This window comes from Pantoea sp. C2G6 (assembly GCF_051336815.1).
GTDB lineage: Bacteria > Pseudomonadota > Gammaproteobacteria > Enterobacterales > Enterobacteriaceae > Pantoea.
Genome location: NZ_JBGMNJ010000002.1, coordinates 481,290 through 504,326, shown reverse-complemented (window position 1 = coordinate 504,326; position 23,037 = coordinate 481,290). Strand labels below are relative to the sequence as shown.

The following is a 23,037-nucleotide window of genomic DNA, read 5'->3' as shown; positions in this document are numbered from 1 at the left end:
CATGGACAGCTTACCGCACATAAAAGTAGATCGCGCAGAAGTGGCAGAGAGAGCCACCCAGCACAAACCCATGCCAGATGGCGTGATTAAAGGGAATGCGGCGCGCCACATAGAAAATCACCCCCAGCGAATAGATAATCCCGCCCGCGGCCAGCAGCCAGATGCAGCCCGGCGGCAGGATCATCGCCAGCTGATAAACCACAATCAGCGACAGCCAGCCCATGCAGAGGTAGGTCACCAGCGACAGCGCCTTAAAGCGATGCGCAATCGTGAGCTTAAACAGGATGCCTGCCAGCGCCAGCCCCCAGATCACCGCCATTAAGCCATATGCCAGTGGCGTCCTCAGACCCACCAGCAAAAACGGCGTATAGGTGCCGGCGATTAGCAGATAGATGGCGCAGTGGTCCGCTTTTTTCAGCCAGGGTCGGGCCGGACCCGCCGGGATGGCGTGATAGAGCGTAGAGGCCAGAAACAGCAGGATCATGCTGCCGCCATAGAGGCTGTAGCTGATAAAGGTGATGGTGTCGGCCCCGCTCTCAATCGCCTGATTGAGCATCAGCACCAGTCCGACAATGCCGAACAGGCAGCCCAGACCGTGGCTGATACTGTTGGCAATTTCTTCGGCGACGGAATAGCCCGCGGCAGGTCGATGTGTGGAAGTCGTTGCGATGGTCATAGTGGTGTCCTGAGACTGATCAATCACGGTAAGAACGTGACACAGCGTAGCCAATAACCTTTTCAGTGTACACATGTACGCTGAAATTAATCTGTGAGACGGTGTAACGCTCAAACCCGCAGCCGAATCTGGTAGACTGCTGGCTGGTCAACTGTTCAATGAGTCACCCATGTTTTCGCATCGCGATCTCGCCCGCCTTAACGATCTGGAAATGCAGGTCTATCAGTTCATCATCCGACACCGCGAAAGTGTCAGCTACATGACGATCCGCGAGCTGGCGAAGCAGGCGGGCGTCTCCACCACCACCGTGCTGCGCTTCTGCCGTAAGATGGACTGCGAAGGCTGGGCGGAGTTTCGTATCCGGCTGCGTCTGGATGAACAGCAGCCTGCGCCGCTACTCAACCGGGCTGGCGTCAGCGAGATGCTGAGCTTTTTTAAAAGTATTAATAACCCGGAGTTTGAACAGCTGATTGCTGACGCGGCGCAGAAAATTAATCAGGCTGAGCGGGTCTTTTTTATTGGCGTCGGGACCTCCGGCAGCCTGGGAAAATATGGTGCCCGTTTTTTCTCCAACCTCGGTAAATTCAGTCACGCGATTGACGATCCCTATTATCCGGTCAGCCCCGATCTCTATGAAAACGCCATCGCGATTATTCTCTCGGTCTCCGGTGAGACCGCGGAAATCCTGCGCATCGCCAGCCAGTTCAGCCTGAACAAGTGCAAAATCATTGCGATAACCAACACTGAGAGCTGCTCGCTGGCGAAAATCAGTGATTTTAATCTCTGCTACCATGTGCCGATTATCCGGATGGCGGATAATTCTGACATTACCACCCAGGTGCCGGTCACCTATATTATCGAAGCCATCGGACGTCAGCTGGGAAAATAAAACAGCCTGTTTTTACGATGTGACAAAGAGACATTTCCCGGCGTTGTTATATCGTGACTTTGCTTATTGCCTTGCTACACTCAGCTCAATTTCAATATCCGTCATGGAGTGAAGCATGAGTGCAGAATTACAGTTACCGGAAGGTTTTCTCTGGGGCGGCGCGGTCGCCGCACATCAGGTTGAAGGCGGCTGGGATCAGGGCGGCAAAGGCGTCAGTATTGCGGACGTACTGACCGGTGGCTCACATGGCGTTGACCGTGTGATCACCGATGGCGTGCAGCCCGGTCATTTCTACCCCAACCATCAGGGCGTGGAGTTCTACTCACACTACCAACAGGATATCGCACTGTTTGCTGAGATGGGCTTTAAATGTTTCCGCACCTCGATTGCCTGGACCCGCATCTTCCCGAATGGTGATGAGCAGCAGCCCAATGAAGCGGGTCTGAAATTCTATGACGACCTGTTCGATGAGCTGCTGAAGTATGGTATTGAACCGGTGATCACCCTGTCGCACTTCGAAATGCCCTATCACCTGGTCAAAGAGTATGGCGGCTGGCATAACCGTAAAGTGGTCGACTTCTTTGTGCGCTTCAGTGAAGTGGTGCTGAACCGCTATAAAAACAAAGTGAAGTACTGGATGACCTTCAACGAGATCAACAACCAGCGTAACTGGCACTATCCGCTGTTTGGTTACTGCTGTTCCGGGGTGATCTTCACTGAGCATGAGAAGCCTGAACAGGCGATGTATCAGGTGATCCACCATCAGTTTGTCGCCAGCGCCAGAGTGGTAAAACTCGGCCACGCCATCAATCCTGACTTTCAGATTGGCTGCATGATTGCGATGGTGCCGGTCTATCCCTTCTCCTGTCACCCGGACGATGTGATGCTGGCCCAGGAGGCGATGCATCAGCGCTATCTCTTCAGTGACGTGCAGATGCGCGGCTATTATCCGGCCTACGTCCTGAAAGAGTGGGCACGCAAGGGTTATGAGATTCAGATGGAAGCGGAGGATGCCGAAACGCTGCGCGAAGGCTGTGCAGACTATGTTGGCTTCAGCTACTACATGAGCAACGCCGTGAAGACCGATGCCAGCGGCGTCGACGATCCAATCACCGGCTTTGAAGGCGTAGTGAAAAACCCGCATGTCAAAGCGTCAGACTGGGGCTGGCAGATTGACCCGGTGGGCCTGCGCTATGCGATGAACGCACTCTATGAGCGTTATCAGAAGCCGCTGTTTATTGTCGAAAACGGCTTTGGCGCTATCGACCAGCCTGACGCCGGTGGCGTAATTGAAGATGATTACCGCATCGACTATCTGCGCGCGCACATCGAAGAGATGAAAAAAGCGGTGGCGCTGGATGGCGTTGAACTGATGGGGTATACGCCGTGGGGCTGCCTGGATTGCGTCTCGTTTACCACCGGCCAGTACAACAAGCGCTACGGCTTTATTCATGTGAATAAAAACGATGATGGCACTGGCGATTTTTCCCGTTCGAAGAAGAAGAGCTTCAGCTGGTATCAGCAGGTTATCGCCAGCAACGGCGATAACCTCTGATCCGCGACGCAGCGGCGCTTAAGATTAACGCCCACCGGCAGCGTCTATGATGCTGCCGGTGACGTAAGAGGCCGCGTCACTGGCCAGCCAGACAATCGCTTCCGCCACCTCCTCTGCTCTGCCGCCGCGCCCCATCGGGATCGCGCTGGCAAGCCGATCGACTCTGCCTGGCTCTCCGCCGTCGGCATGCATTTCGGTGTAAATAAATCCCGGCCGCACACCGTTGACCCGAATCCCCTGCTGCGCCACCTCCAGTGACAACCCTTTGGTCAGCGTGTCCATCGCCCCTTTGGAAGCGGCGTAATCGACATATTCACCCGGCGCGCCGATGCGTGCCGCCGCCGATGAGACGTTGACAATCGCCCCGCCCTGACCGCCGTGATGGGTGCCCATCCGCTTCACCGCTTCGCGGCAGCAGAGAAAGGTGCCGATGACGTTGGTGGCAAAGACCCGGTGCAGGCGCGCCGCGTCCAGCTGCTCGGTGCGGCACTGCTGAAACAGGATCCCGGCGTTGTTCACCAGCAACGTCAGCGGTGCGGTGTGCTGATCGAGCTGGGCAAACATTGCCATCACCTGCGCTTCATCGGCAATATCAGCCTGAACCGCAAAGGCCGCGCCGCCCTGCTGCTGAATCTGGCTGACCACCTGCTGCGCCTCAGACTCGCGCTGACGGTAGTTCACCGCGACCTGATAGCCGCGGGCTGCCAGCAGCAGCGCCGTGGCCCGCCCGATACCGCGACTGCCGCCTGTCACTAGTGCGAGTTTCATGCTGCTTCTCCATAACAAAGGGCCGACGAATCGGCCCTGGGTGATCGGTTTACTGCTGCACCGCGACTTACTGATAGTCGCTCATCGGAACGCAGGAGCAGAACAGGTTGCGGTCGCCAAACACATCATCCAGCCGTTTTACCGTTGGCCAGTATTTGTTATGGCTGCCCGCCGGGAAGACCGCCAGTTCACGGCTGTAAGGATGTGACCACTCACTGACGATTTCCTGCTGGGTATGCGGCGCATTAACCAGCGGGTTATCTTCCAGCGGCCATTCCCCCGCCGCCACCCGATCGATTTCGATACGGATAGCCAGCATCGCGTCGATAAAGCGATCCAGCTCGATTTTGCTCTCAGACTCTGTCGGCTCCACCATCAGCGTACCGGCGACCGGGAAGGACATGGTCGGGGCGTGGAAACCGTAATCGATCAGGCGTTTGGCAATGTCCAGCTCACTGATGCCGGTCTGCTCTTTCAGCGGACGGATGTCGAGAATGCATTCGTGCGCCACCCGGCCGTCACGACCGGTGTAGAGCACCGGATAGGCAGACTGCAAGCGGCTGGCAATATAGTTGGCATTCAGAATGGCTACTGAACTCGCCTGTTTCAGCCCTTCCGCACCCATCATGCGAATGTACATCCAGCTGATCGGCAGAATGGAGGCGCTGCCAAACGGAGCCGCCGAGACTGCGCCCTGCTGCGTCAGCACGCCATCGATCTGCACCACGCTGTGGCCCGGCACAAAAGGTGCCAGATGTGCTTTCACGCCAATCGGCCCCATGCCGGGTCCGCCGCCGCCGTGCGGAATGCAGAAGGTTTTATGCAGGTTAAGGTGCGACACATCCGCGCCAATGTAGCCAGGCGTGGTGATGCCCACCTGGGCGTTCATGTTGGCACCATCCAGATAGACCTGACCGCCATACTGATGCACGATCTGGCACACCTCACGGATTGTCTCTTCATAGACGCCGTGGGTGGAAGGATAGGTCACCATGATGCAGGAGAGCTGCTCGCCCGCCTGAGCCGCTTTTTCACGCAGGTCGCCGAGGTCGATGTTGCCCTGCTTATCACAGGCCACCACCACCACATCCATCCCCGCCATCTGGGCGGAGGCCGGGTTGGTGCCGTGTGCCGAGCTGGGGATCAGGCAGAGATGACGATCGCCCTGGCCACGGCTTTCATGGTAGCGGCGGATCGCCAGCAGCCCGGCATATTCCCCCTGGGCACCGGAGTTTGGCTGCATGCAGAGGGCATCGTAGCCGGTGAGCTGTACCAGCCACTGCGAAAGCTGACCGATCATTTGCAGATAGCCGCTGGCCTGTTCCGCCGGGCAGAACGGATGCAGTTCGGCAAACTCCGGCCAGGTGATCGGGATCATCTCAGCGGCGGCGTTGAGCTTCATGGTGCAGGAGCCGAGCGGGATCATCGCCTGGTTCAGCGCCAGATCCTTTTTCTCCAGGCTGTGCATGTAGCGCATCATCTCGGTTTCACTGTGATGACGGTTAAACACCGGATGAGTCAGGATTGCGCTGTTACGTTGCAGTCCGGCCGGGATGGAGTGACTTTCGCTGGCCACTTCGCGGTCGAGTTTCTCCAGATCCTGACCGTGGTCGTCGCCCAGCAGAATGGCAAACAGCGCCAGAATATCTTCCCGACAGGTGGTTTCATCCAGGGTGATACCAACCGCGTGATGAATATCGCTACGCAGGTTAACGCCGAAACTCAGGGCGCGATTCAGCACCGCCGCTTTATCGTTAACCTCCACTGTCAGGGTGTCGAACCAGTGCTGATGGCGCAGCTTCAGGCCGCCCTGTTGCAGACCGGCCGCCAGAATATTGGTGAAACGGTGGATGCGGGATGCGATCCGCTTCAGGCCCGCCGGACCGTGGAACACCGCGTAGAGACCGGCGATGTTGGCCAGCAGCACCTGCGAAGTACAGATGTTGGAGTTGGCCTTTTCACGGCGGATATGCTGCTCACGGGTCTGCATCGCCATGCGCAGCGCCGTGTTGCCTGCGGCGTCGCGCGAGACACCGATGATGCGGCCCGGCATGGAGCGTTTATACTCATCGCGGCTGGCGAAGAACGCGGCGTGTGGTCCGCCATAGCCCATCGGCACCCCGAAGCGCTGAGCGGAACCAAAGACAATGTCTGCGCCCTGTTTGCCTGGCGCTTCCAGCAGGACCAGCGACATAAAATCCGCCGCCACGCTGACCACGACTTTGCGGGCTTTCAGCGTGCTAATCAGCGACGTGTAATCGTGCGCTTCGCCGGTGGTGCCCACCTGTTGCAGCAGCACACCAAACAGGTCGTCGTGGTCGGGCGCTTTATCGGCACGATCGATAATCAGCTCAAAGCCGAAGGTCTCCGCGCGGGTGCGCACCACATCCAGCGTCTGCGGATGAATATCATCAGCGATAAAGAATTTATTGGCGTTTTTAATTTTGCTGACGCGCTTCGCCATCGCCATCGCTTCGGCGGCAGCGGTCGCTTCGTCCAGCAGCGAGGCAGAGGCAATATCCATGCCGGTGAGATCGAGCGTCAGCTGCTGGAAGTTTAACAGCGCCTCCAGTCGACCCTGTGAAACTTCGGGCTGATAGGGAGTATAGGCGGTGTACCAGCCCGGATTCTCTAGCATGTTGCGCAGGATCACCGACGGGGTGATCACCGCGCTGTAGCCCATGCCGATCCAGGATTTGTAAAGCAGATTCTGGCTGGCGATCGCTTTCAGTTCCGCCAGCGCCTGCTGTTCCGTGGCCGCTTCGCCCACCGCTGGCGGGCCGGGCAGCTGAATGTCCGCCGGTACAATCGTGCCGATTAACGCCTCCAGCGAACGGGCGCCAATTGCGTCAAGCATCTGGGCTTGCTGCTCGGGTGAAGGACCGATATGGCGCTCAATGAATGCACCGTTGTGTTCAAGCTGGCTGAGAGTCTGAGTCATTAGCAGTAAATCCTGAATCGGGCTGGGGAACCGGGGGAGCAAACAGAAATCTGCGGCCTCACGACAAGGCCGCCTGACGACTACTCGTCGATAGAGGCTTTGTACGCCTCCGCATCCAGCAGCGCGTCGATTTCAGACGCATCGCTGGCTTTGATTTTAAATAACCAGCCGCCCTCATAAGGCTCGCTGTTGACCCGCTCTGGTGAATCGCTCAGCGCCTCATTCACCGCGACAATCTCACCGCTGATCGGCGCATAAATATCTGACGCGGCTTTCACCGACTCCGCAACCGCGCACTCTTCACCGGCTGAGAAGGTTGCGCCCACTTCAGGCAGATCGACAAACACCATGTCGCCCAGTAACTCCTGCGCATGTTCAGTGATGCCCACGGTGTAGCTGCCATCGTCTTCTTTGCGCACCCATTCGTGGCTGTCGCGGTACTTTAATGTGTTAGGCACATTGCTCATTGGCCATTTCTCCTGAATAAAATTTACTGGGCAACCGGTTTACCGGCGCGGACAAAAATGGGACGGGTAACCTGCACCGGCATCTGGCGGTTACGGATCTCAACTATCGCGCTGCTGCCAATCGAGGCGGGTACGCGCGCTAAAGCGATGCTGTAGCCCAGCGTGGGCGAAAAGGAACCGCTGGTGATAATCCCCTGCTGTGGCTCTCCCTGCTCATCGGTGAAACGCACCGGCAGGCCGCTGCGCAGCACCCCTTTTTCGGTCATGATCAGACCGACCAGCTTGTCGGTGCCGTGCTCACGCTGCTGTTCCAGCGCCTCACGACCGATAAAGGCGCGATCGGCTGGTTCCCAGCTGATGGTCCAGCCCATATTGGCAGCCAGCGGCGACACGCCTTCATCCATCTCCTGACCATAGAGGTTCATACCGGCCTCCAGACGCAGGGTGTCACGCGCCCCCAGCCCGGCGGGTTTGACGCCAGCCGAGAGCAGGCGCTGCCAGAAGTCAGCCGCCTGCTCTGCCGGTAAAGCGATCTCATAGCCCGCCTCACCGGTATAGCCGGTGGTGGCGATAAAGAGTTCGCCCGCCTGCACGCCAAAAAAGGGCTTCATGCCAGCGACAGCCTGACGCTGCTCATCGCTGAATAGCGTCTGCGCTTTCTGCTGCGCCTGTGGGCCCTGGACGGCAATCAGCGCCAGGTCATCGCGTTCGGTCAGGGTAATGCCATAACCCTGCGCATGATCGGCTATCCAGGCGAGATCTTTTTCACGGGTCGCGGAGTTCACCACCAGCCGGAAGAATTCCTCGCTCATAAAGTAAACAATCAAATCGTCGATGACGCCACCGGAAGCGTTCAGCATGCCGCTGTAGAGCGCCTTGCCTGGCTGAGTCAGTTTGGCCACATCGTTGGCCAGCAGGTAGCGCAGAAACTCACGGGTGCGCGGGCCTGTCAGGTCGACAATGGTCATGTGCGAGACATCAAACATCCCGGCGTCACTGCGCACGGTGTGATGTTCGTCCATCTGGGAGCCGTAGTGCAGCGGCATCATCCAGCCATGAAAATCCACCATGCGGGCACCGCAGGCCTGATGCTGTTCAAACAGAGCTGTTTGCTGAGTCATAACCATCCTGTGCAGAAGCGAATGAGGGCAAAGCGCGCCGGAAACCGTGCCGACGCAAACGTTCTCTTACGGCTGACGTTACCACCGAATCTGACGATTAACCATAAGCAAACCGGGGTCGAAAGCAGAGGCACAGCCTAACCAGGATCGCTGACTGACAGGATAAAAAACTGCAATTTTGTGATTAATCGCGCAATAAATGCAGGGTGTTTAAATATACGCAGCAAATTTATGCGGGATGGCGTTCAGGATGTTAAAAAAATCCCGGCCTGCAAACGACGCTGGATAAGAAAAAGTAATGCGAATTCAGTGGCAAAATTAGAATAAATCAAACGATGAACGCTGCTGGTGCAACGCTGCCTTTTGCTGGTGCAGGGGCGCTTCAGGCATAAAAAAAGCCAGCGCAGGCTGGCTTTTCAATGGGTCAGAAAATTATCGTAGCCAGGCAGGCAGATCGTTCAGCCCCATCGCCTGTTTCAGCATCATCGGTTTCACTCCCGGCAGGCTGTCAGCCAGTTTCAGGCCGACGTCGCGCAGCAGTTTTTTCGCCGGATGATTACCGGCAAACATTTCGCGGAAGCCCTGCATGCCCGCCAGCATCATGGCGGCGCTGTGTTTGCGGCTGCGCTCGTAGCGGCGCAGGTAGAGATGCTGGCCAATATCTTTCCCCTGCTGATGCAGACGACGAATCTCGCCAATCAGCTCGGCGGCGTCCATAAAGCCGAGGTTCACCCCCTGACCCGCCAGCGGATGAATGGTGTGGGCCGCGTCGCCCACCAGCGCCAGGCGGTGCGCCGCGAAGTTACGGGCATAGCGCGCCACCAGCGGGAAGGTTTTACGCTCACTCTCCAGCTGGCACAGACCCAGCCGCATATCAAAGGCGACCGACAGCTGCTGATTGAACAGCGCTTCCGGCATCGTCTCCAGTCGGCTCGCCTCCTGAGGAGAGAGCGACCAGACGATTGAACTCAGATGCGGGTCCTGCATCGGCAGGAAAGCCAGAATGCCGTCACCTTGGAACACCTGGCGCGCCACCGCATCGTGCGGCTTCTCAGTGCGGACGTTAGCCACTAACGCATGGTGATCGTAATCCCAGAAGGTCAGCGGAATATCCGCTTTGTTACGCAGCCAGGAGTTGGCACCGTCAGCGGCGATCATTAACCGCGCGCTCAGCATGCTGCCATCCTGTAGCGTGATAAAGGCTTCGTTATCGCCAAACGCCACCTGCTGTAACTGCGCGGGTGCCATCAGCGTAACGTCGCTACAGGCGCTGGCGCGCTGCCAGAGTGCGCTGTGGATAACCGGGTTTTCGATAATATGACCCAGATGTGACAAGCCCTGCTGCTCATCATCAAAGGCGATAGCGCCGAAGCTGTCCTGATCCCACACTTCCATGCCGTGATAAGCACTGGCGCGTAGCGAGAGGATGGTTGACCAGACATCCAGCTTCTGCAACAGCCGCTCACTGGCGGCATTAATCGCCGACACGCGAATCGAGGGTGACGCACTCAGCGTCAGCGGCGGCTCAGGCGCTTTTTCCAGCACGGCGATGCGCAACCCGCTGCCCTGCAATCCGCAGGCTACCGCCAGTCCCACCATACCGCCACCGGCAATCACCACATCAAAAGTTTGCATCTCAGCCTCTTAATTAACGCTTAACCCAGCCAAGCGTGCGCTCAGCCAGTTGATTTCGTAGCCACGGCAGATGATCCATCGCCAGCAGGCCCAGATTTCGTCCTGCGATCAGCGGGCCATAACGGTTCGCAAAGACACGCACCAGCCCGTCGGTCATGCCGATGGTGGCGTTACGGTCGGGCTGGCGACGCTGCTGATAGTGATCCAGCACCGCGTAGCTGCCGGGGTCCTGCTGTTGCCGATGGGCGGCGGCCAGCGTTTCGGCCAGCGACATCACATCGCGCAGGCCAAGGTTAAAGCCCTGACCGGCAATCGGATGCAGCGTCTGCGCCGCATTGCCCACCACTGCCACGCGATGCGTCACCAGCTGTTGTGCCTGTTGCAGCGCCAGCGGATAGCATTCTCGCTGACCGGTGTGGGTAAACCGGCCGAGCCGCCAGCCAAAGGCGCGCTGCAACTGGCTGAGGAATTCAGCGTCGCTCCACTGCTCCAGCACATCCCGCTGCGACAGCGGATGGCACCAGACCAGTGACAGGCGATTGCCGGACATCGGCAACAGCGCCAGCGGGCCATGCTCGGTGAAGCGCTCAAACGCCCGGCCCTGATGAGGCAGCGCGCTGGAGACGTTAGCGATCATCGCCAGCTGCTGGTAATCGTCTTTTTGCCACTGAATGCCACAGGAGGCCGCCAGCGCAGAGCGCGTGCCATCCGCGGCGACCAGCAGCTGGCCGCTGAGCTGTTCGCCACTGTCCAGCGTCACCTCGACCTGCTGCTCGCTGCGATTCGCCGCAACCACGCGGGCCGGACAGCGCAGCGAAACGCCGGGTGCTTTTTTCAGTTCAGCGAACAGCCGCTGCCCGACATCGAACAGCTCAACCACCTGGCCCAGCGCCGGAATCGCGTAGTCAGCTGCGGCCAGCGAAACAAAGCCCGCATGACCGCGATCGGAGACATGAATATCGGTAATTGGCGTGGCACAGCTGGCGATGCGCTGCCAGAGATTAATATCCGCCAGCTGCTGGCAGGTTCCGGCTGAGAGCGCAATGGCGCGGCCATCGTAGCCGGGGTGCGTCCGGCTGGCTGGTTCACTGCTCTCAATCAGCGTCACCGGCAGGCTGCCCTGGGTAAGATGGGAGATCGCCAGCGCCAGCGTCGCCCCGGTCATGCCGCCCCCGGCAATCAGAATCGTCATGCCTGTTTCGCCGCCGCCATCAGCGCCTCGATAGCATCAGCCTCTTTCACCACGCTGTCGGTGAGATTTTCGATACCGTTTTCGGTGATCACGATGTCATCTTCGATGCGGATACCGATGCCGCGATATTCCGCCGGCACATCGGCGTCCGGTGCGATATAGAGACCCGGTTCAATGGTCAGCACCATGCCCGGTTCCAGCACGCGGTCGCGGCTTGGAGTACCGTAATGGCCGACGTCATGCACATCCAGCCCCAGCCAGTGGCTCAGGCCATGCATAAAGAACTGCCGATGCGCCTCTTCCGCGATCAGGCTGTCGACTTCGCCATGCAGGATACCCAGCTCCACCAGGCCGCTGACCATAATGCGCACCACTTCATCATTCACTTCGCGAATGCTGACGCCAGGCCGGAACAGGGTGAGCGCACGGTTAAGCGAGGCCAGCACAATGTCATAAATAGCGCGCTGCGCGACGCTGAATTTGCCGTTGACCGGGAAGGTGCGGGTAATGTCGCCCGCATAGCCATGAAACTCACAGCCTGCGTCGATCAGCACCAGCTCCCCGTCCCGCATTTCACTTTCGTTTTCGGTGTAATGCAGAATGCAGCCGTTTTCACCGGCCCCCACAATGGTGTTGTAGGAGGGAAAGCGCGCACCGTGCCGGTTAAATTCGTGGTGAATCTCCCCTTCCAGCTGATACTCGAACATGCCAGGCCGACAGGCCTGCATAGCGCAGGTATGCGCCAGCGCGCTGATTTTGCCCGCGCGGCGCAGCAGCTCAATCTCATCCGCATCTTTAAACAGGCGCATCTCATGCACCCAGGGACGCCAGTCGGTGAGCGTGGCAGGGGCGCTGAAATTCTGACGGAAACCGCGGCGCAGTTTATCAAGCGCGCTGAAGACCAGCGTATCAGCATAGGCATACTCGCCCTGCGCGTGGTAAACCACATCCAGGCCGTTGAGCAACAGGTGCAGCTGTTCAGCGATGTCGCTCCAGGGCAGCGCGCGATCGACGCCCAGTTTCTCCGGGGCGGCCTGCTGGCCCAGCCGACGGCCAAACCAGATTTCCGCGGTCAGGTCACGCACGCGGTTGAACAGCACACTGTGATTATGATTCTCATCACTTTTGATCAGAACTAACAGCGCCTGCGGCTCATTGAAGCCGGTGAAATACCAGAAGTCACTGTTCTGGCGGAACGGGTATTCGCTGTCGTTGCTGCGCGTCACCTCAGGCGCAGCGAAAATCAGTGCTGCGCTGCCAGGTGCCATCTTCGCGAGCAGCGTCTGGCGACGCTGCTGGAATCTCTCCAGTGAAATCATCACTGCACTCCCTGTAAACGGACCGGTTGGACTCAATGACCTGAAACGTCAGGTTTAGTGTAACGTCGGTTTTTGCACTTCAGGCGCGGTGGGCTGCGGACGGGTGAAAGTATCATGGCAGAGCAGTGCCGCGACACGGACATACTCAATCACCTCTTCCAGCGACTGCTCCAGCTCCTCCTGGTCTTCATCTTCCTCATAGCCGAGCTGCGCGATGGTACGGAGATCGTCAATCGCCTCGCCGGTTTCGCCGGTGACTTTATCCAGTTTAGGCTGTGTTACGCCCAGGCCGAGCAGAAAATGGTTAACCCAGCCAGCCAGCGCGTCGGCACGATCAAAAACCGTGATGTCATCATCGCTGGGCAGCAGCAGCTGGAACAGAAAACCTTCATCCTCCAGCGTGGTCGCGGTGTGCTCGTGCAGCGCCTCCAGCGGCACCGACAGCGAGTGTGAAAACGCCATGCCTTCGTTGGCCAGATCGTGCACCAGCGTTTTCCAGCTGGTGTCCTGGTTGCCGCCGCAGAGAATACCGCTCAGCAGACCATGCATTTCCGCGGGCGTCATTCCTGTGCCCTGCTGTAAGAGCACCGCCGCCAGCGCGTTGTAATCGGGGGTTGCGTTCTGTAAGGACATAAGTTTTCATCGTCGTTGGCAGAATAAGTTCGTGTTATGCTACCACTAGCTGCCTCAAGGTTTCCAGAAAAGGGGTTGTATCTTATTTCGTGGGTCTATATAGTTGCCCGCCTCCCAAGCCATTGACTGCTAAGGGAGTTGCGAGCGAAGTAATCAGTCAGGAAGGTGGCATGTCTGCACAACCGGTAGATTTACAAATTTTTGGTCGTTCGTTGAGAGTGAATTGTCCGCCAGAGCAGCAAGATGCGCTCAATAACGCGGCTGAAGATCTCAATCAACGGTTGCAAGATCTAAAAGTTCGCACTAGAGTCACAAATACAGAACAACTGGTGTTCATCGCCGCGTTAAACGTCTGCCATGAGCTGGCGCAAGAGAAAGTGAAAACGCGCGATTATGCTGCTAATATGGAACAGCGTATCCGTATGTTGCAGCAGACGATTGAACAGGCACTGGTTGAGCAGGGTCGCATCTCTGAACGTGAGGGTGCGAAGTTCGAATAAAACTTCATGGTTACTTTGTCACGGTAACGGTGAGGTAAATTTTCTCTGAGATGTTTGCATGTGGGCCAGTCCCCTGAGCCGATATTTCAAAAAAACAGAATGTGACGCTCCACAACCTGTGAGCATGCTCGGTTCGTCCGAGAAGCCTGATGGTTGTGACGGCATGTTCACCTTGAACCAAGGGTTCAAGGGTTACAGCCTACGGCGGCATCTCGGAGATCTCCCTTCCTGTAGTTCTGGTAGTCCTGCTTTTTTCCCCTGATCGACATGTTATAGTGGCTGCCAGGCGACTTATCGGGCGGGGAAATCATGTCTGAACCTTCAATGACACAACGTCAGGCGATACGCCAGCATGTGCGCCATCTGCGTCGGGCCTTAACCGATGAGCAGCAGGCGCTGGCGGCAGAACAACTCGCTGAACACGCTCTCAATTACGCCCCGCTGGCGGCGGCCGATAACATCGCGCTGTTTCTGTCGGTTGATGGTGAACTCAATACCCGCCCGCTGATCGCCCGACTCTGGCATCAGAAAAAAACGATCTTTCTGCCGGTTTTACACCCCTTCTCACCCGGTAATCTGCTGTTCCTGCGCTACTCTCCCGACACCCAACTGGTGCGCAATAAACTGCGTATTCCTGAGCCACCGCTGGACATCCGGCAATTGATCACCCTGGATCAGCTGGATGTGATGATGGTGCCACTGGTGGCCTTTGATCAGCAGGGACAACGGCTGGGAATGGGCGGTGGCTTCTACGATCGCACACTGCATAACTGGCGGCAGCACGGTTTTCTGCCGGTGGGTCTGGCGCATGATTGTCAGCGGGTGGAGAGCCTGCCGGTGGCTGAGTGGGATGTGCCTTTGCCGGCGGTACTGACGCCGTCCAGACTCTGGCAGTGGGAGTAGAAGAGCAGATCGGAGACTTTGCAGCCACCGCAGGGGGTGCTATCAGCGCCACCTGCGGTAGATATCGCTTAGTAAAGCAGGCGGGCGCGGATGGTGCCCGGAATCGCCTTCATCAGCTGCAAGGCTTTGTCAGCCACTTCCGGCTCAGCATCAATGTCGATAACCACATAGCCCATAAACGGCGAGGTTTGCAGATACTGAGCGGCAATGTTGATGCCCTGCTCGGCGAAAATCTGGTTAATGGCGGTCAGCACGCCAGGACGGTTTTCGTGGATGTGCAGCAGACGACTGGCGCTGGCACCATGGATCGGCAGTGATACTTCCGGGAAGTTAACCGCGGAGAGTGTTGAACCGTTATCGGAGTATTTCGCCAGCTTGCCTGCCACTTCAATACCGATGTTCTCCTGCGCTTCTTCCGTCGAGCCGCCAATGTGCGGTGTCAGGATCACGTTATCGAACTCGCTCAGCGGAGAGATAAAGGGATCGCTGTTGGTGGCTGGCTCGACCGGGAAGACGTCGATAGCCGCGCCGCCCACCTGCTTGCTGGCCAGCGCCTCACACAATGCCGGAATATCCACCACCGTACCGCGCGAGGCGTTAATCAGTAGCGCGCCAGGCTTCATCTGCGCCAGCTGCTCCGCACCGATCATATCCTGCGTCGACACGGTTTCCGGCACGTGCAGGCTGACAACGTCGCTCATATTGAGCAGGTCGGCCAGATGGCGAACCTGGGTGGCGTTACCCAGCGGCAGCTTGTTTTCAATATCGTAAAAGAAAACATGCATCCCCAGGCTCTCTGCCAGCACGCCCAGCTGCATCCCGATATGGCCATAACCGATGATGCCGAGTTTTTTACCACGCGCTTCAAACGAGCCTTTGGCGTTCTTGTTCCAGATGCCGCGGTGTGCTTTGGCGTTGGCTTCCGGGATGCCGCGCAGCATCAGTAGCATCTCACCAATCACCAGTTCCGCCACCGAGCGGGTATTCGAGAACGGCGCGTTGAACACCGGAATACCGCGGCGCGCTGCCGCCTGGAGATCGACCTGGTTGGTACCGATACAGAAACAGCCAACGGCGACCAGCTTCTCAGCCGCCGCGAAAATCTCCTCAGTGAGCTGGGAGCGGGAACGGATACCGATAAAGTGGGCATCGCGGATCGATGCTTTTAACGCATCGGAGTCCAGCGCGCCTTTGTGGAATTCGATGTTGGTGTAGCCCGCAGCCCGCAGGTTCTCCAGCGCGCTCTGATGGACACCTTCCACCAGCAGGAACTTAATCTTATCTTTTTCCAGTGATACCTTTGCCATTTCCCAATCCTATTCAGCATTCAATGAGGAGTACCATAAGCCAGCCTTCTGTCAAAATATCAAAAAATTCGCGTCGGGCAATACAAACGATTGCCCGGCTGCCAGCACGCCACAGCCTGGCAACCGCACATTGCCGGACAAAATCATGAGGTCGGTGATGATGGAAGAACGAACCGGAGGTGGATGACGCTTATGTGACATAAGTCACCAAATTTCACCCCGCGGAGAAAAGATGATTTGCAGGTAAAAATAACCGGCGTCCGGGCGACGCCGGACAGATCATTTTTTGATGGTTTTAACCCCATCCGGTCCGCCAATCAGGGCAATATCGGCACCGCGTGCCGCAAACAGACCGACGGTGACCACGCCCGGCAAGGCGTTAATGGTTTTTTCCAGCTCAATGGGATCGAGAATTCGCAGGTTGTAGACATCCAGGATGACGTTGCCGTTATCCGTGACCACATTCTGACGATACTCAGGCAGGCCGCCCATTTTGACCAGCTCACGCGCCACATAACTGCGCGCCATCGGGATCACCTCAACCGGCAGCGGGAAACGTCCCAGCACGTCGACCTCTTTTGAGGCGTCTGCGATACAGATAAAGGTCTGCGCCACCGCCGCCACAATCTTCTCGCGCGTCAGCGCCGCGCCGCCGCCTTTGATCATCTGCATCTGCGGGTTGATCTCATCCGCACCATCAACATAGATCGACAGCTCATCAATCTCGTTAAGATCGAACACCTGAATGCCCAGGCTTTTCAGCTTCTGGGTTGACGCATCCGAGCTGGAGACTGTTCCCTCAATCTTGTGCCTGACCGTGGCAAGCGCATCGATAAAGTGAGCAGCGGTCGATCCGGTGCCCACGCCAACAACGGTTCCAGGTTGCACATAATCGAGTGCAGCCCAGCCAACGGCTTTTTTCAGTTCATCCTGGGTCATGGTATGTTTAAAACCTGTGCGACAACGAAGTGCGCGTAGTATAAAACAAGGCCCGCTGAAAATGCGCGGCTGACCGTCATCGATTTATCGCTTTGGAAGCCAGCCCACAAAAAAGGAGTGCCCTCCGCGGTGACACTTTTGTGGCATAGTAACGTCCACCCTGAAGGAGAGAGAAGAACAATGAAACGCCCGGATTATCGAACGCTTCAGGCGCTGGATTCAGTGATTCGTGAACGCGGATTTGAACGTGCCGCACAAAAATTGTGTATCACCCAGTCGGCGGTTTCACAGCGTATTAAGCAGCTGGAGAACCTGTTTGGTCAGCCGCTGCTGGTGCGCACCGTGCCGCCGCGTCCGACCGAACAGGGTCAGAAACTGCTGGCGTTGCTGCATCAGGTGGAGTTGCTGGAGGAGGAGTGGCTGGGCGATGAGAACAGCGGCACCACCCCGCTGCTGCTCTCGCTGGCGGTTAACGCCGACAGTCTGGCGACCTGGCTGCTGCCGGCGCTCAAGGATGTGCTGGCTGATTCGCCGGTGCGCCTGAATTTACAGGTTGAAGATGAGACCCGCACCCAGGAACGTCTGCGGCGCGGTGAAGTGGTGGGAGCGGTGAGTATTCAGCCTCAGCCGCTGCCAAGCTGTCTGGTGGATCAGCTCGGCGCGCTCGACTATCTGTTTGTGGCGTCGCGCGACTTCGCCGATCGCTTTTTCCCCAACGGCGTCACCCGCTCTGCCCTGCTGAAAGCGCCTGCGGTGGCCTTTGACCACCTTGATGATATGCATCAGGCGTTCCTGCAACAGAATTTTGATCTCTCACCTGGCAGCGTGCCCTGCCATATCGTGAACTCTTCTGAAGCCTTTGTGCAGATGGCGCGACAGGGTTCGACCTGCTGCATGATCCCGCACTTGCAGATTGAGCGTGAACTGGCGAGCGGTGAGCTGATCGATTTAACGCCGGGCCTCTGCCAGCGCCGGATGCTTTACTGGCACCGTTTTGCGCCGGAGAGCCGGCTGATGCGGCGGGTGACCGACGCGCTGATTGCGCATGGTCATCGGGTTCTGCGTCAGGATGAGGTCGCAGCCTGAAAATAAAAACGGGGCCTGCGCCCCGTTTTGCTTTATGGCGTCGCGGGTTTCAGCTCAAACACCACATCAACCTGATCGTCAAAGTTAATGCTCTGCTGATCGTAGGTTTCCTGTGCCGAAGTCTCCGGGGCAGCGGAGGCCTTAAACATGCGGTTCATCGGCATCGGCTGATAGTTGGCGACCTGATAACGGATGCTGTAGATCGATCCCAGCTTCGCGTTAAAGCCCTCAGCCAGCTGCGAGGCCTGCTGAATCGCATTTTTAATCGCGGCCTTACGCGCCTGCTCTTTATAGCTTTCCGGGTTTGCCACGCCTAACTCAACGCTGCGCACCTCGTTCAGACCTGACTTCAGCGCGCCATCCAGCAGGTCATTCAGTTTATCCAGCTGACGCAGAGTCACCTGCACCTGACGCACCGCCCGATAGCCTTTCAGTACCGATTTGCCCTCTTTGGTATAATCGTACTCTGGCTGGGTGCTCAGATTTGCCGCATCAATATCTTTCTTCTCAATGCCGTTTTTTTGCAGGAAATCGAAATATTGCGCAACCCGGTCATCGGCCTGCTTTTTCGCATCCGCGGCATCTTTTGACGACACGTTCACCACGATTGAGAGCGTAGCAATATCGGGACGCGCATCAACCGTCGCCTTGCCTGATGTCACCACGTGCGGCCCGTTCGGTAACTCATCAGCTTGTACGCCGGGCAATGCCCCTGCGCTCATAATTGCGGCCAGAGCCAATGCTTTCAGTTTCATGAAAGTCCTCCTTGAAAAGGTCACTATGACGGCTTCCAACCGGCGAAGCCCAGCAGCGCATCGCTATGCGCCATGCTTTGAGTGGTCATTATGGCAAAAGTTCGGCCGCCGCGCGGCAATAACCGCAGCCTGGTCGCACTCTCGTCAGAAACCGGCAATGCCCTGGCGCGCCAGTTGCAGCGCGATAAACCACATTACCGCCCCCACCAGCAGGTTGATAATGCGCTGTGCTCTGGCGGTACGCAGACGCGGTGAGAGCCAGGCCGCCAGCAGAGCAAGACCGAAAAACCACAGCACCGAAGCGCTGATGGTGCCGAGGGCAAACCACTGACGCGCCGTGGTGGTGGGTAGCTGGCCGCCAAGACTGCCCAGCACCACAAAGGTGTCGAGATAGACGTGCGGATTGAGCCAGGTTACCGCCAGCAGCGTGGCGATAATCCGTCCCCTGCTCTGCTTCAACGGCTGGCCGTCGGTTAAATCCACATCGCCGCGCCAGGCGCTACGCAGCGCGCCCCAGCCATACCACAGCAGAAAGGCGACGCCCGCCCAGGTGATCAGCATCAGCAGCAGCGGAGACTGGCTCAGCAGGGCGCTACCGCCAAAGACGCCGCCGCAAATCAGCAGAATATCGCTTAGCGAGCAGAGCGCCGCCGTCATCAGGTGGTACTGACGCTTTACTCCCTGATTCATCACGAAGGCGTTCTGTGGCCCCAGCGGCAGGATCAGCGCGGCCCCAAGGGCAAGCCCCTGAAAGTAGAGAGATAACATGGGATGATTTCCTCACATCGGTAGAGGAGGAGAAGTATAAGGAGCGCGGAGGATTAGCGGAAATTGAAAAAATTAATCTGCGATTAGCAAAATGAATGGGCGACGCGGGTCGCCCATGAGGGAACAAGGATTAGCGCTGAACCTGAGGATCGACCGTCTCAGGCTGCGATTTCTGATGCAGATGCACATCCATCTGCGGATAAGGAATGCCGATCTCTTTGGCATCCAGTGCCCGCTTGAAGTTCTTCAGCAGATCCCAGTAAACATTTTGCAGATCGCTGCTTTTGCTCCAGCAACGCACCACGAAGTTCATCGAGGAGGCCGCCAGTTCGTTCAGGCCAATCTGAATTCCCATCTCTTTCAGCACCCGGCTGTCTGCTTCAACCACCTGTTGCAGCAGGGCGATCACTTCATCGACATCAGCCTCATAGGCGACGCCAATAATAAACTCATTACGGCGAATCGGTTCACGCGAGAAGTTGACGATGTTGCCGCTGATAATCTTGCCGTTTGGCACCACTACGATTTTGCCATCAGCGGTTTTCAGGGTAGTGGAGAAGATCTGCACCTGCTGTACGGTCCCCATGACGCCGCCCAGGTCGACAAACTCACCGGTACGGAACGGGCGGAAGGTGACCAGCAGCACGCCAGCCGCCAGGTTGGAGAGCGAGCCCTGCAACGCCAGGCCCACGGCCAGACCGGCGGCACCCAGCACCGCGATCACCGAGGCGGTCTGTACCCCAATCCGGCCAAGCGCCGCGATAATGGTAAAGGCAATCACCCCATAGCGCACCAGCGCCGACAGAAAATCGGCCACGGTGGCGTCAATGTGTCGGGCGCGCAGCAAACGGTTTACGGTGTTAGAAATGATACGGGCGATAATCATCCCGACGATAATGATGGCGATAGCCGCAACAATATTAACGGCGTAGCTCAGGATCAGCGCCTGATTACGCACCAGCCAGCTGCCTGCGTTATTTAAGCCGTCGACGACGTTTAACTCTTCCATTCATAAGCCCTGTTGTTAGATTCCCGCCGGGAATAGACCAAAATTGCCAGATGTAATCCGACACTCCGTGCTAAAGGGTAATCAATTATTGTTTGAAGCGCCAAACAGCGGGTGGTTTAAGGGGGATTTTCCGCGACAGATGCATAAAAAAAGGCCCTTTCGGGCCTTTTTTGTACGGTAACGTAGCTTCAGTTACAGCACGTCGACAGCGTTAAGCTCTTTGAAAGCCTGCTCCAGACGCACCACCATAGAGGCCTGGGCAGAACGCAGCCAGACACGTGGGTCGTAATATTTTTTGTTTGGCTTGTCAGCGCCTTCCGGGTTACCCAGCTGCGATTGCAGGTAGCCTTCGTTCTTTTTGTAGTATTGCAGGATGCCGTCCCAGGTCGCCCATTGGGTATCGGTATCGATGTTCATCTTGATCACGCCGTAGCTGATAGACTCTTCGATTTCTGCTGCGGAAGAACCTGAACCACCGTGGAAAACGAAGTCCAGCGCGTTGTGCGGCAGGCCATGTTTTTCACACACATATTTCTGTGAATCACGCAGGATGGTTGGGGTCAGTTTAACGTTACCTGGCTTATAAACGCCGTGCACGTTACCGAATGAGGCCGCAATAGTGAAACGCGGGCTGATGGCATTCAGTTTTTCGTAAGCGTAGTTCACATCTTCTGGCTGGGTGTAGAGTGCAGATGCGTCCATGTGGCTGTTATCCACACCATCTTCTTCACCACCGGTGCAGCCCAGTTCGATCTCCAGCGTCATGTCGATTTTCGCCATGCGCGCCAGATATTTGCTGCTGATTTCGATGTTCTCTTCCAGTGACTCTTCTGACAGGTCGATCATGTGAGAAGAGAACAGCGGCTTACCGGTTTTTTTGAAATGCTCTTCACCGGCGTCCAGCAGACCGTCGATCCACGGCAGCAGTTTCTTAGCGCAGTGGTCAGTGTGCAGGATAACCGGCACGCCATACTGTTCAGCCATCAGGTGAACATGGTGTGCACCCGCGATAGCACCGAAAATCGCCGCGCCCTGAGGTTTGTCAGTTTTGAAGCCTTTACCGGCGATAAACGCCGCGCCGCCGTTGGAGAACTGGACGATAACCGGAGCCTTAACTTTGGCCGCCGCTTCCAGTACCGCATTGATAGAGTCGGTCCCGACGCAGTTTACTGCTGGCAGTGCAAACTTGTTCTCTTTTGCAACTTTGAAGATCTTCTGTACGTCATCACCAGTGACAACGCCGGGTTTAACGAAATCAAAAATTTTAGACATGATTGTGTCCTGTTTCGTGACCGTTGATCCCCTGTGGGGACCGCGATTTAAACGCCCAGACCGGGCAAGACTTCAGGCGATGCCGCTGGGCATCGCCCCCAAAGGATTACTGCTTCGCACGCTCTTCCAGCATGGCAACGGCAGGCAGTTTTTTGCCTTCCACGAACTCCAGGAACGCGCCACCACCGGTAGAAATGTAGGAAATTTTGTCTTCGATGCCAAACAGGTCGATAGCCGCTAAGGTATCGCCGCCGCCAGCAACCGAGAAGGCTTCGCTGTCAGCGATCGCGTTCGCCACGATTTCCGTGCCTTTACGGAAGTTCGGGAACTCGAATACGCCAACCGGACCGTTCCACAGAATGGTTTTCGCATTCTTCAGAATGGCAGCCATCGCCTGCGCGGTTTCATCACCGAAGTCCATAATCTCTTCGTTATCCGCGACTTCAGAAACCTTTTTCACGGTTGCTGGCGCAGTTTCAGAGAATTCCGTGCCGACACGGGAGTCGGTTGGCACCGGAATACCATACTGATCGCGCAAACCTTTCGCCGCTTCAACGAAGTCTGGCTCATAGAGTGACTTGCCGACGTTGTTGTCGATGGCAACAAAGGTGTTGGCGATGCCGCCACCGACAATCACGGTGTCCGCGATTTTGACCAGCGATTGCAGTACGTCAAATTTGGTGGAGACTTTAGAACCGCCCACCACAGCCACCAGCGGACGCTCCGGGTTGCTCATCACTTTGCCCAGGGCTTCCAGCTCTGCTGACAGCAGCGGACCGGCACAGGCGATAGGCGCAAATTTGCCAACGCCGTGGGTTGAAGCCTGCGCGCGGTGCGCGGTACCAAAGGCGTCCATCACAAACACGTCACACAGGGCGGCGTATTTTTTGGAGAGCGCTTCGTCATCTTTCTTTTCGCCTTTGTTAAAGCGAACGTTTTCCAGCACCACCAGCTCGCCTGCGCCCACTTCCACGCCGTCGAGGTAATCTTTTGCCAGGGTTACGGTTGTACCGCTCAGCTTCTCTTTCAGGTAGTTAACTACCGGCAGCAGCGAGAACTCTTCGTTATATTCACCTTCGGTCGGACGACCCAGGTGAGAGGTAACCATTACTTTCGCGCCCTGTTTCAACGCGGCTTCAATGGTAGGCAGGGAAGCACGGATACGTGCGTCAGACGTCACTTTACCTTCTTTAACCGGCACGTTGAGATCGGCACGGATCAGAACGCGTTTGCCAGCCAGATCCAGATCGGTCATCTTAATTACAGACATGGTGAACCCTCTCGTTGATTCTCATAAGTTTT

The 23,037-nt window shown here is 57.1% G+C and carries 21 protein-coding genes and 1 other RNA gene; 6 read left to right on the top strand and 16 right to left on the bottom strand.

What is annotated here, in order from left to right; genetic code table 11:
- Positions 1 to 10 precede the first annotated feature (10 nt).
- Positions 11 to 676 carry a PAQR family membrane homeostasis protein TrhA gene (gene trhA / locus ACCW71_RS05710; RefSeq protein ID WP_436370110.1) on the bottom strand — a complete coding sequence of 222 codons (666 nt, stop codon included), beginning with the start codon at positions 674 to 676 and terminating at the stop codon, positions 11 to 13.
- Between the two features lie 169 nt (positions 677 to 845).
- On the opposite strand from trhA, the gene ACCW71_RS05705 reads away from it, so the two are divergent.
- Together ACCW71_RS05705 and ACCW71_RS05700 are read left to right on the top strand one after the other, a co-directional pair.
- On the top strand, positions 846 to 1,565 hold the full coding sequence (locus tag ACCW71_RS05705) for a MurR/RpiR family transcriptional regulator (RefSeq protein ID WP_436370109.1): 720 nt from the start codon (positions 846 to 848) through the stop codon (positions 1,563 to 1,565).
- A 115-nt stretch (positions 1,566 to 1,680) separates the two neighbouring features.
- A complete protein-coding gene (locus tag ACCW71_RS05700) occupies positions 1,681 to 3,120 on the top strand; it encodes a 6-phospho-beta-glucosidase (RefSeq protein ID WP_436370108.1) in 1,440 nt (479 codons plus the stop codon).
- Positions 3,121 to 3,144: 24 nt separating this feature from the next.
- Here the strand turns inward: ACCW71_RS05700 and ACCW71_RS05695 are convergent, their stop codons facing one another.
- The 8 genes from ACCW71_RS05695 to ACCW71_RS05660 all read right to left on the bottom strand — a co-directional run bounded on the left by ACCW71_RS05695 (position 3,145) and on the right by ACCW71_RS05660 (position 13,196).
- Positions 3,145 to 3,888: an SDR family oxidoreductase gene (locus ACCW71_RS05695; protein WP_436370107.1), complete on the bottom strand. Its 744-nt coding sequence runs from the start codon at positions 3,886 to 3,888 to the stop codon at positions 3,145 to 3,147.
- A 67-nt stretch (positions 3,889 to 3,955) separates the two neighbouring features.
- Positions 3,956 to 6,829 carry an aminomethyl-transferring glycine dehydrogenase gene (gene gcvP, locus ACCW71_RS05690; protein ID WP_436370106.1) on the bottom strand — a complete coding sequence of 958 codons (2,874 nt, stop codon included), beginning with the start codon at positions 6,827 to 6,829 and terminating at the stop codon, positions 3,956 to 3,958.
- Positions 6,830 to 6,909: 80 nt separating this feature from the next.
- Entirely contained in the window at positions 6,910 to 7,296 is a 387-nt protein-coding gene (gene gcvH, locus ACCW71_RS05685; protein WP_436370105.1) for a glycine cleavage system protein GcvH, read from the bottom strand.
- 23 nt (positions 7,297 to 7,319) lie between these two features.
- Positions 7,320 to 8,417: a glycine cleavage system aminomethyltransferase GcvT gene (gcvT, locus tag ACCW71_RS05680; protein ID WP_436370104.1), complete on the bottom strand. Its 1,098-nt coding sequence runs from the start codon at positions 8,415 to 8,417 to the stop codon at positions 7,320 to 7,322.
- Positions 8,418 to 8,849: 432 nt separating this feature from the next.
- The gene (gene ubiI, locus ACCW71_RS05675) at positions 8,850 to 10,052 is read right to left on the bottom strand and encodes an FAD-dependent 2-octaprenylphenol hydroxylase (RefSeq protein ID WP_436370103.1); all 1,203 of its coding nucleotides are present in this window, start codon (positions 10,050 to 10,052) and stop codon (positions 8,850 to 8,852) included.
- Between the two features lie 13 nt (positions 10,053 to 10,065).
- Positions 10,066 to 11,244: a 2-octaprenyl-6-methoxyphenyl hydroxylase gene (ubiH, locus tag ACCW71_RS05670; RefSeq protein ID WP_436370102.1), complete on the bottom strand. Its 1,179-nt coding sequence runs from the start codon at positions 11,242 to 11,244 to the stop codon at positions 10,066 to 10,068.
- Complete coding sequence (pepP, locus tag ACCW71_RS05665) at positions 11,241 to 12,563, bottom strand: Xaa-Pro aminopeptidase (protein ID WP_436370101.1); 1,323 nt, start codon at positions 12,561 to 12,563, stop codon at positions 11,241 to 11,243. Before pepP ends, ubiH begins: the two co-directional genes overlap by 4 nt.
- Before the next feature lie 54 nt (positions 12,564 to 12,617).
- The gene (locus ACCW71_RS05660) at positions 12,618 to 13,196 is read right to left on the bottom strand and encodes a YecA family protein (RefSeq protein WP_436370100.1); all 579 of its coding nucleotides are present in this window, start codon (positions 13,194 to 13,196) and stop codon (positions 12,618 to 12,620) included.
- A gap of 170 nt (positions 13,197 to 13,366) precedes the next feature.
- Here ACCW71_RS05660 and zapA point away from each other — a divergent pair, with 170 nt between their 5' ends.
- The 3 genes from zapA (at position 13,367) to ACCW71_RS05645 (ending at position 14,599) form a co-directional block, all read left to right on the top strand.
- Positions 13,367 to 13,696, top strand: a complete 330-nt coding sequence (gene zapA / locus ACCW71_RS05655; protein WP_436370099.1) for a cell division protein ZapA — start codon at positions 13,367 to 13,369, stop codon at positions 13,694 to 13,696.
- A gap of 39 nt (positions 13,697 to 13,735) precedes the next feature.
- Positions 13,736 to 13,919: non-coding RNA, 6S RNA (ssrS, locus tag ACCW71_RS05650), on the top strand.
- An 86-nt stretch (positions 13,920 to 14,005) separates the two neighbouring features.
- On the top strand, positions 14,006 to 14,599 hold the full coding sequence (locus ACCW71_RS05645; protein ID WP_436370098.1) for a 5-formyltetrahydrofolate cyclo-ligase: 594 nt from the start codon (positions 14,006 to 14,008) through the stop codon (positions 14,597 to 14,599).
- 68 nt (positions 14,600 to 14,667) lie between these two features.
- Here the strand turns inward: ACCW71_RS05645 and serA are convergent, their stop codons facing one another.
- Both serA and rpiA read right to left on the bottom strand, forming a co-directional pair.
- Positions 14,668 to 15,906, bottom strand: coding sequence for a phosphoglycerate dehydrogenase (gene serA / locus ACCW71_RS05640; RefSeq protein WP_436370097.1), 1,239 nt, complete (start codon positions 15,904 to 15,906; stop codon positions 14,668 to 14,670).
- Positions 15,907 to 16,185: 279 nt separating this feature from the next.
- Entirely contained in the window at positions 16,186 to 16,845 is a 660-nt protein-coding gene (gene rpiA, locus ACCW71_RS05635; protein ID WP_436370096.1) for a ribose-5-phosphate isomerase RpiA, read from the bottom strand.
- 180 nt (positions 16,846 to 17,025) lie between these two features.
- Here rpiA and ACCW71_RS05630 point away from each other — a divergent pair, with 180 nt between their 5' ends.
- On the top strand, positions 17,026 to 17,931 hold the full coding sequence (locus ACCW71_RS05630) for a LysR family transcriptional regulator ArgP (RefSeq protein ID WP_436370095.1): 906 nt from the start codon (positions 17,026 to 17,028) through the stop codon (positions 17,929 to 17,931).
- Between the two features lie 32 nt (positions 17,932 to 17,963).
- Here ACCW71_RS05630 and ACCW71_RS05625 read toward each other — a convergent pair whose 3' ends face one another.
- From ACCW71_RS05625 to pgk, 5 genes are all read right to left on the bottom strand, one after another.
- Complete coding sequence (locus tag ACCW71_RS05625; protein WP_436370094.1) at positions 17,964 to 18,686, bottom strand: oxidative stress defense protein; 723 nt, start codon at positions 18,684 to 18,686, stop codon at positions 17,964 to 17,966.
- A 144-nt stretch (positions 18,687 to 18,830) separates the two neighbouring features.
- Positions 18,831 to 19,454: an arginine exporter ArgO gene (argO, locus tag ACCW71_RS05620; protein WP_436370093.1), complete on the bottom strand. Its 624-nt coding sequence runs from the start codon at positions 19,452 to 19,454 to the stop codon at positions 18,831 to 18,833.
- Positions 19,455 to 19,584: 130 nt separating this feature from the next.
- The gene (gene mscS / locus ACCW71_RS05615; RefSeq protein ID WP_436370092.1) at positions 19,585 to 20,463 is read right to left on the bottom strand and encodes a small-conductance mechanosensitive channel MscS; all 879 of its coding nucleotides are present in this window, start codon (positions 20,461 to 20,463) and stop codon (positions 19,585 to 19,587) included.
- 192 nt (positions 20,464 to 20,655) lie between these two features.
- Positions 20,656 to 21,735: a class II fructose-bisphosphate aldolase gene (gene fbaA, locus ACCW71_RS05610; protein ID WP_436370091.1), complete on the bottom strand. Its 1,080-nt coding sequence runs from the start codon at positions 21,733 to 21,735 to the stop codon at positions 20,656 to 20,658.
- A 106-nt stretch (positions 21,736 to 21,841) separates the two neighbouring features.
- Positions 21,842 to 23,005, bottom strand: coding sequence for a phosphoglycerate kinase (gene pgk / locus ACCW71_RS05605; RefSeq protein WP_436370090.1), 1,164 nt, complete (start codon positions 23,003 to 23,005; stop codon positions 21,842 to 21,844).
- Positions 23,006 to 23,037 lie beyond the last annotated feature (32 nt).

Bases quoted from the DNA above. Each gene is read 5' to 3' on its own strand.
- trhA (WP_436370110.1), bottom strand. From the start codon at position 676: ATGACCATCGCAACGACTTCCACACATCGACCTGCCGCGGGCTATTCC.
- ACCW71_RS05705 (WP_436370109.1), top strand. From the start codon at position 846: ATGTTTTCGCATCGCGATCTCGCCCGCCTTAACGATCTGGAAATGCAG.
- ACCW71_RS05700 (WP_436370108.1), top strand. From the start codon at position 1,681: ATGAGTGCAGAATTACAGTTACCGGAAGGTTTTCTCTGGGGCGGCGCG.
- ACCW71_RS05695 (WP_436370107.1), bottom strand. From the start codon at position 3,888: ATGAAACTCGCACTAGTGACAGGCGGCAGTCGCGGTATCGGGCGGGCC.
- gcvP (WP_436370106.1), bottom strand. From the start codon at position 6,829: ATGACTCAGACTCTCAGCCAGCTTGAACACAACGGTGCATTCATTGAG.
- gcvH (WP_436370105.1), bottom strand. From the start codon at position 7,296: ATGAGCAATGTGCCTAACACATTAAAGTACCGCGACAGCCACGAATGG.
- gcvT (WP_436370104.1), bottom strand. From the start codon at position 8,417: ATGACTCAGCAAACAGCTCTGTTTGAACAGCATCAGGCCTGCGGTGCC.
- ubiI (WP_436370103.1), bottom strand. From the start codon at position 10,052: ATGCAAACTTTTGATGTGGTGATTGCCGGTGGCGGTATGGTGGGACTG.
- ubiH (WP_436370102.1), bottom strand. From the start codon at position 11,244: ATGACGATTCTGATTGCCGGGGGCGGCATGACCGGGGCGACGCTGGCG.
- pepP (WP_436370101.1), bottom strand. From the start codon at position 12,563: ATGATTTCACTGGAGAGATTCCAGCAGCGTCGCCAGACGCTGCTCGCG.
- ACCW71_RS05660 (WP_436370100.1), bottom strand. From the start codon at position 13,196: ATGTCCTTACAGAACGCAACCCCCGATTACAACGCGCTGGCGGCGGTG.
- zapA (WP_436370099.1), top strand. From the start codon at position 13,367: ATGTCTGCACAACCGGTAGATTTACAAATTTTTGGTCGTTCGTTGAGA.
- ACCW71_RS05645 (WP_436370098.1), top strand. From the start codon at position 14,006: ATGTCTGAACCTTCAATGACACAACGTCAGGCGATACGCCAGCATGTG.
- serA (WP_436370097.1), bottom strand. From the start codon at position 15,906: ATGGCAAAGGTATCACTGGAAAAAGATAAGATTAAGTTCCTGCTGGTG.
- rpiA (WP_436370096.1), bottom strand. From the start codon at position 16,845: ATGACCCAGGATGAACTGAAAAAAGCCGTTGGCTGGGCTGCACTCGAT.
- ACCW71_RS05630 (WP_436370095.1), top strand. From the start codon at position 17,026: ATGAAACGCCCGGATTATCGAACGCTTCAGGCGCTGGATTCAGTGATT.
- ACCW71_RS05625 (WP_436370094.1), bottom strand. From the start codon at position 18,686: ATGAAACTGAAAGCATTGGCTCTGGCCGCAATTATGAGCGCAGGGGCA.
- argO (WP_436370093.1), bottom strand. From the start codon at position 19,454: ATGTTATCTCTCTACTTTCAGGGGCTTGCCCTTGGGGCCGCGCTGATC.
- mscS (WP_436370092.1), bottom strand. From the start codon at position 20,463: ATGGAAGAGTTAAACGTCGTCGACGGCTTAAATAACGCAGGCAGCTGG.
- fbaA (WP_436370091.1), bottom strand. From the start codon at position 21,735: ATGTCTAAAATTTTTGATTTCGTTAAACCCGGCGTTGTCACTGGTGAT.
- pgk (WP_436370090.1), bottom strand. From the start codon at position 23,005: ATGTCTGTAATTAAGATGACCGATCTGGATCTGGCTGGCAAACGCGTT.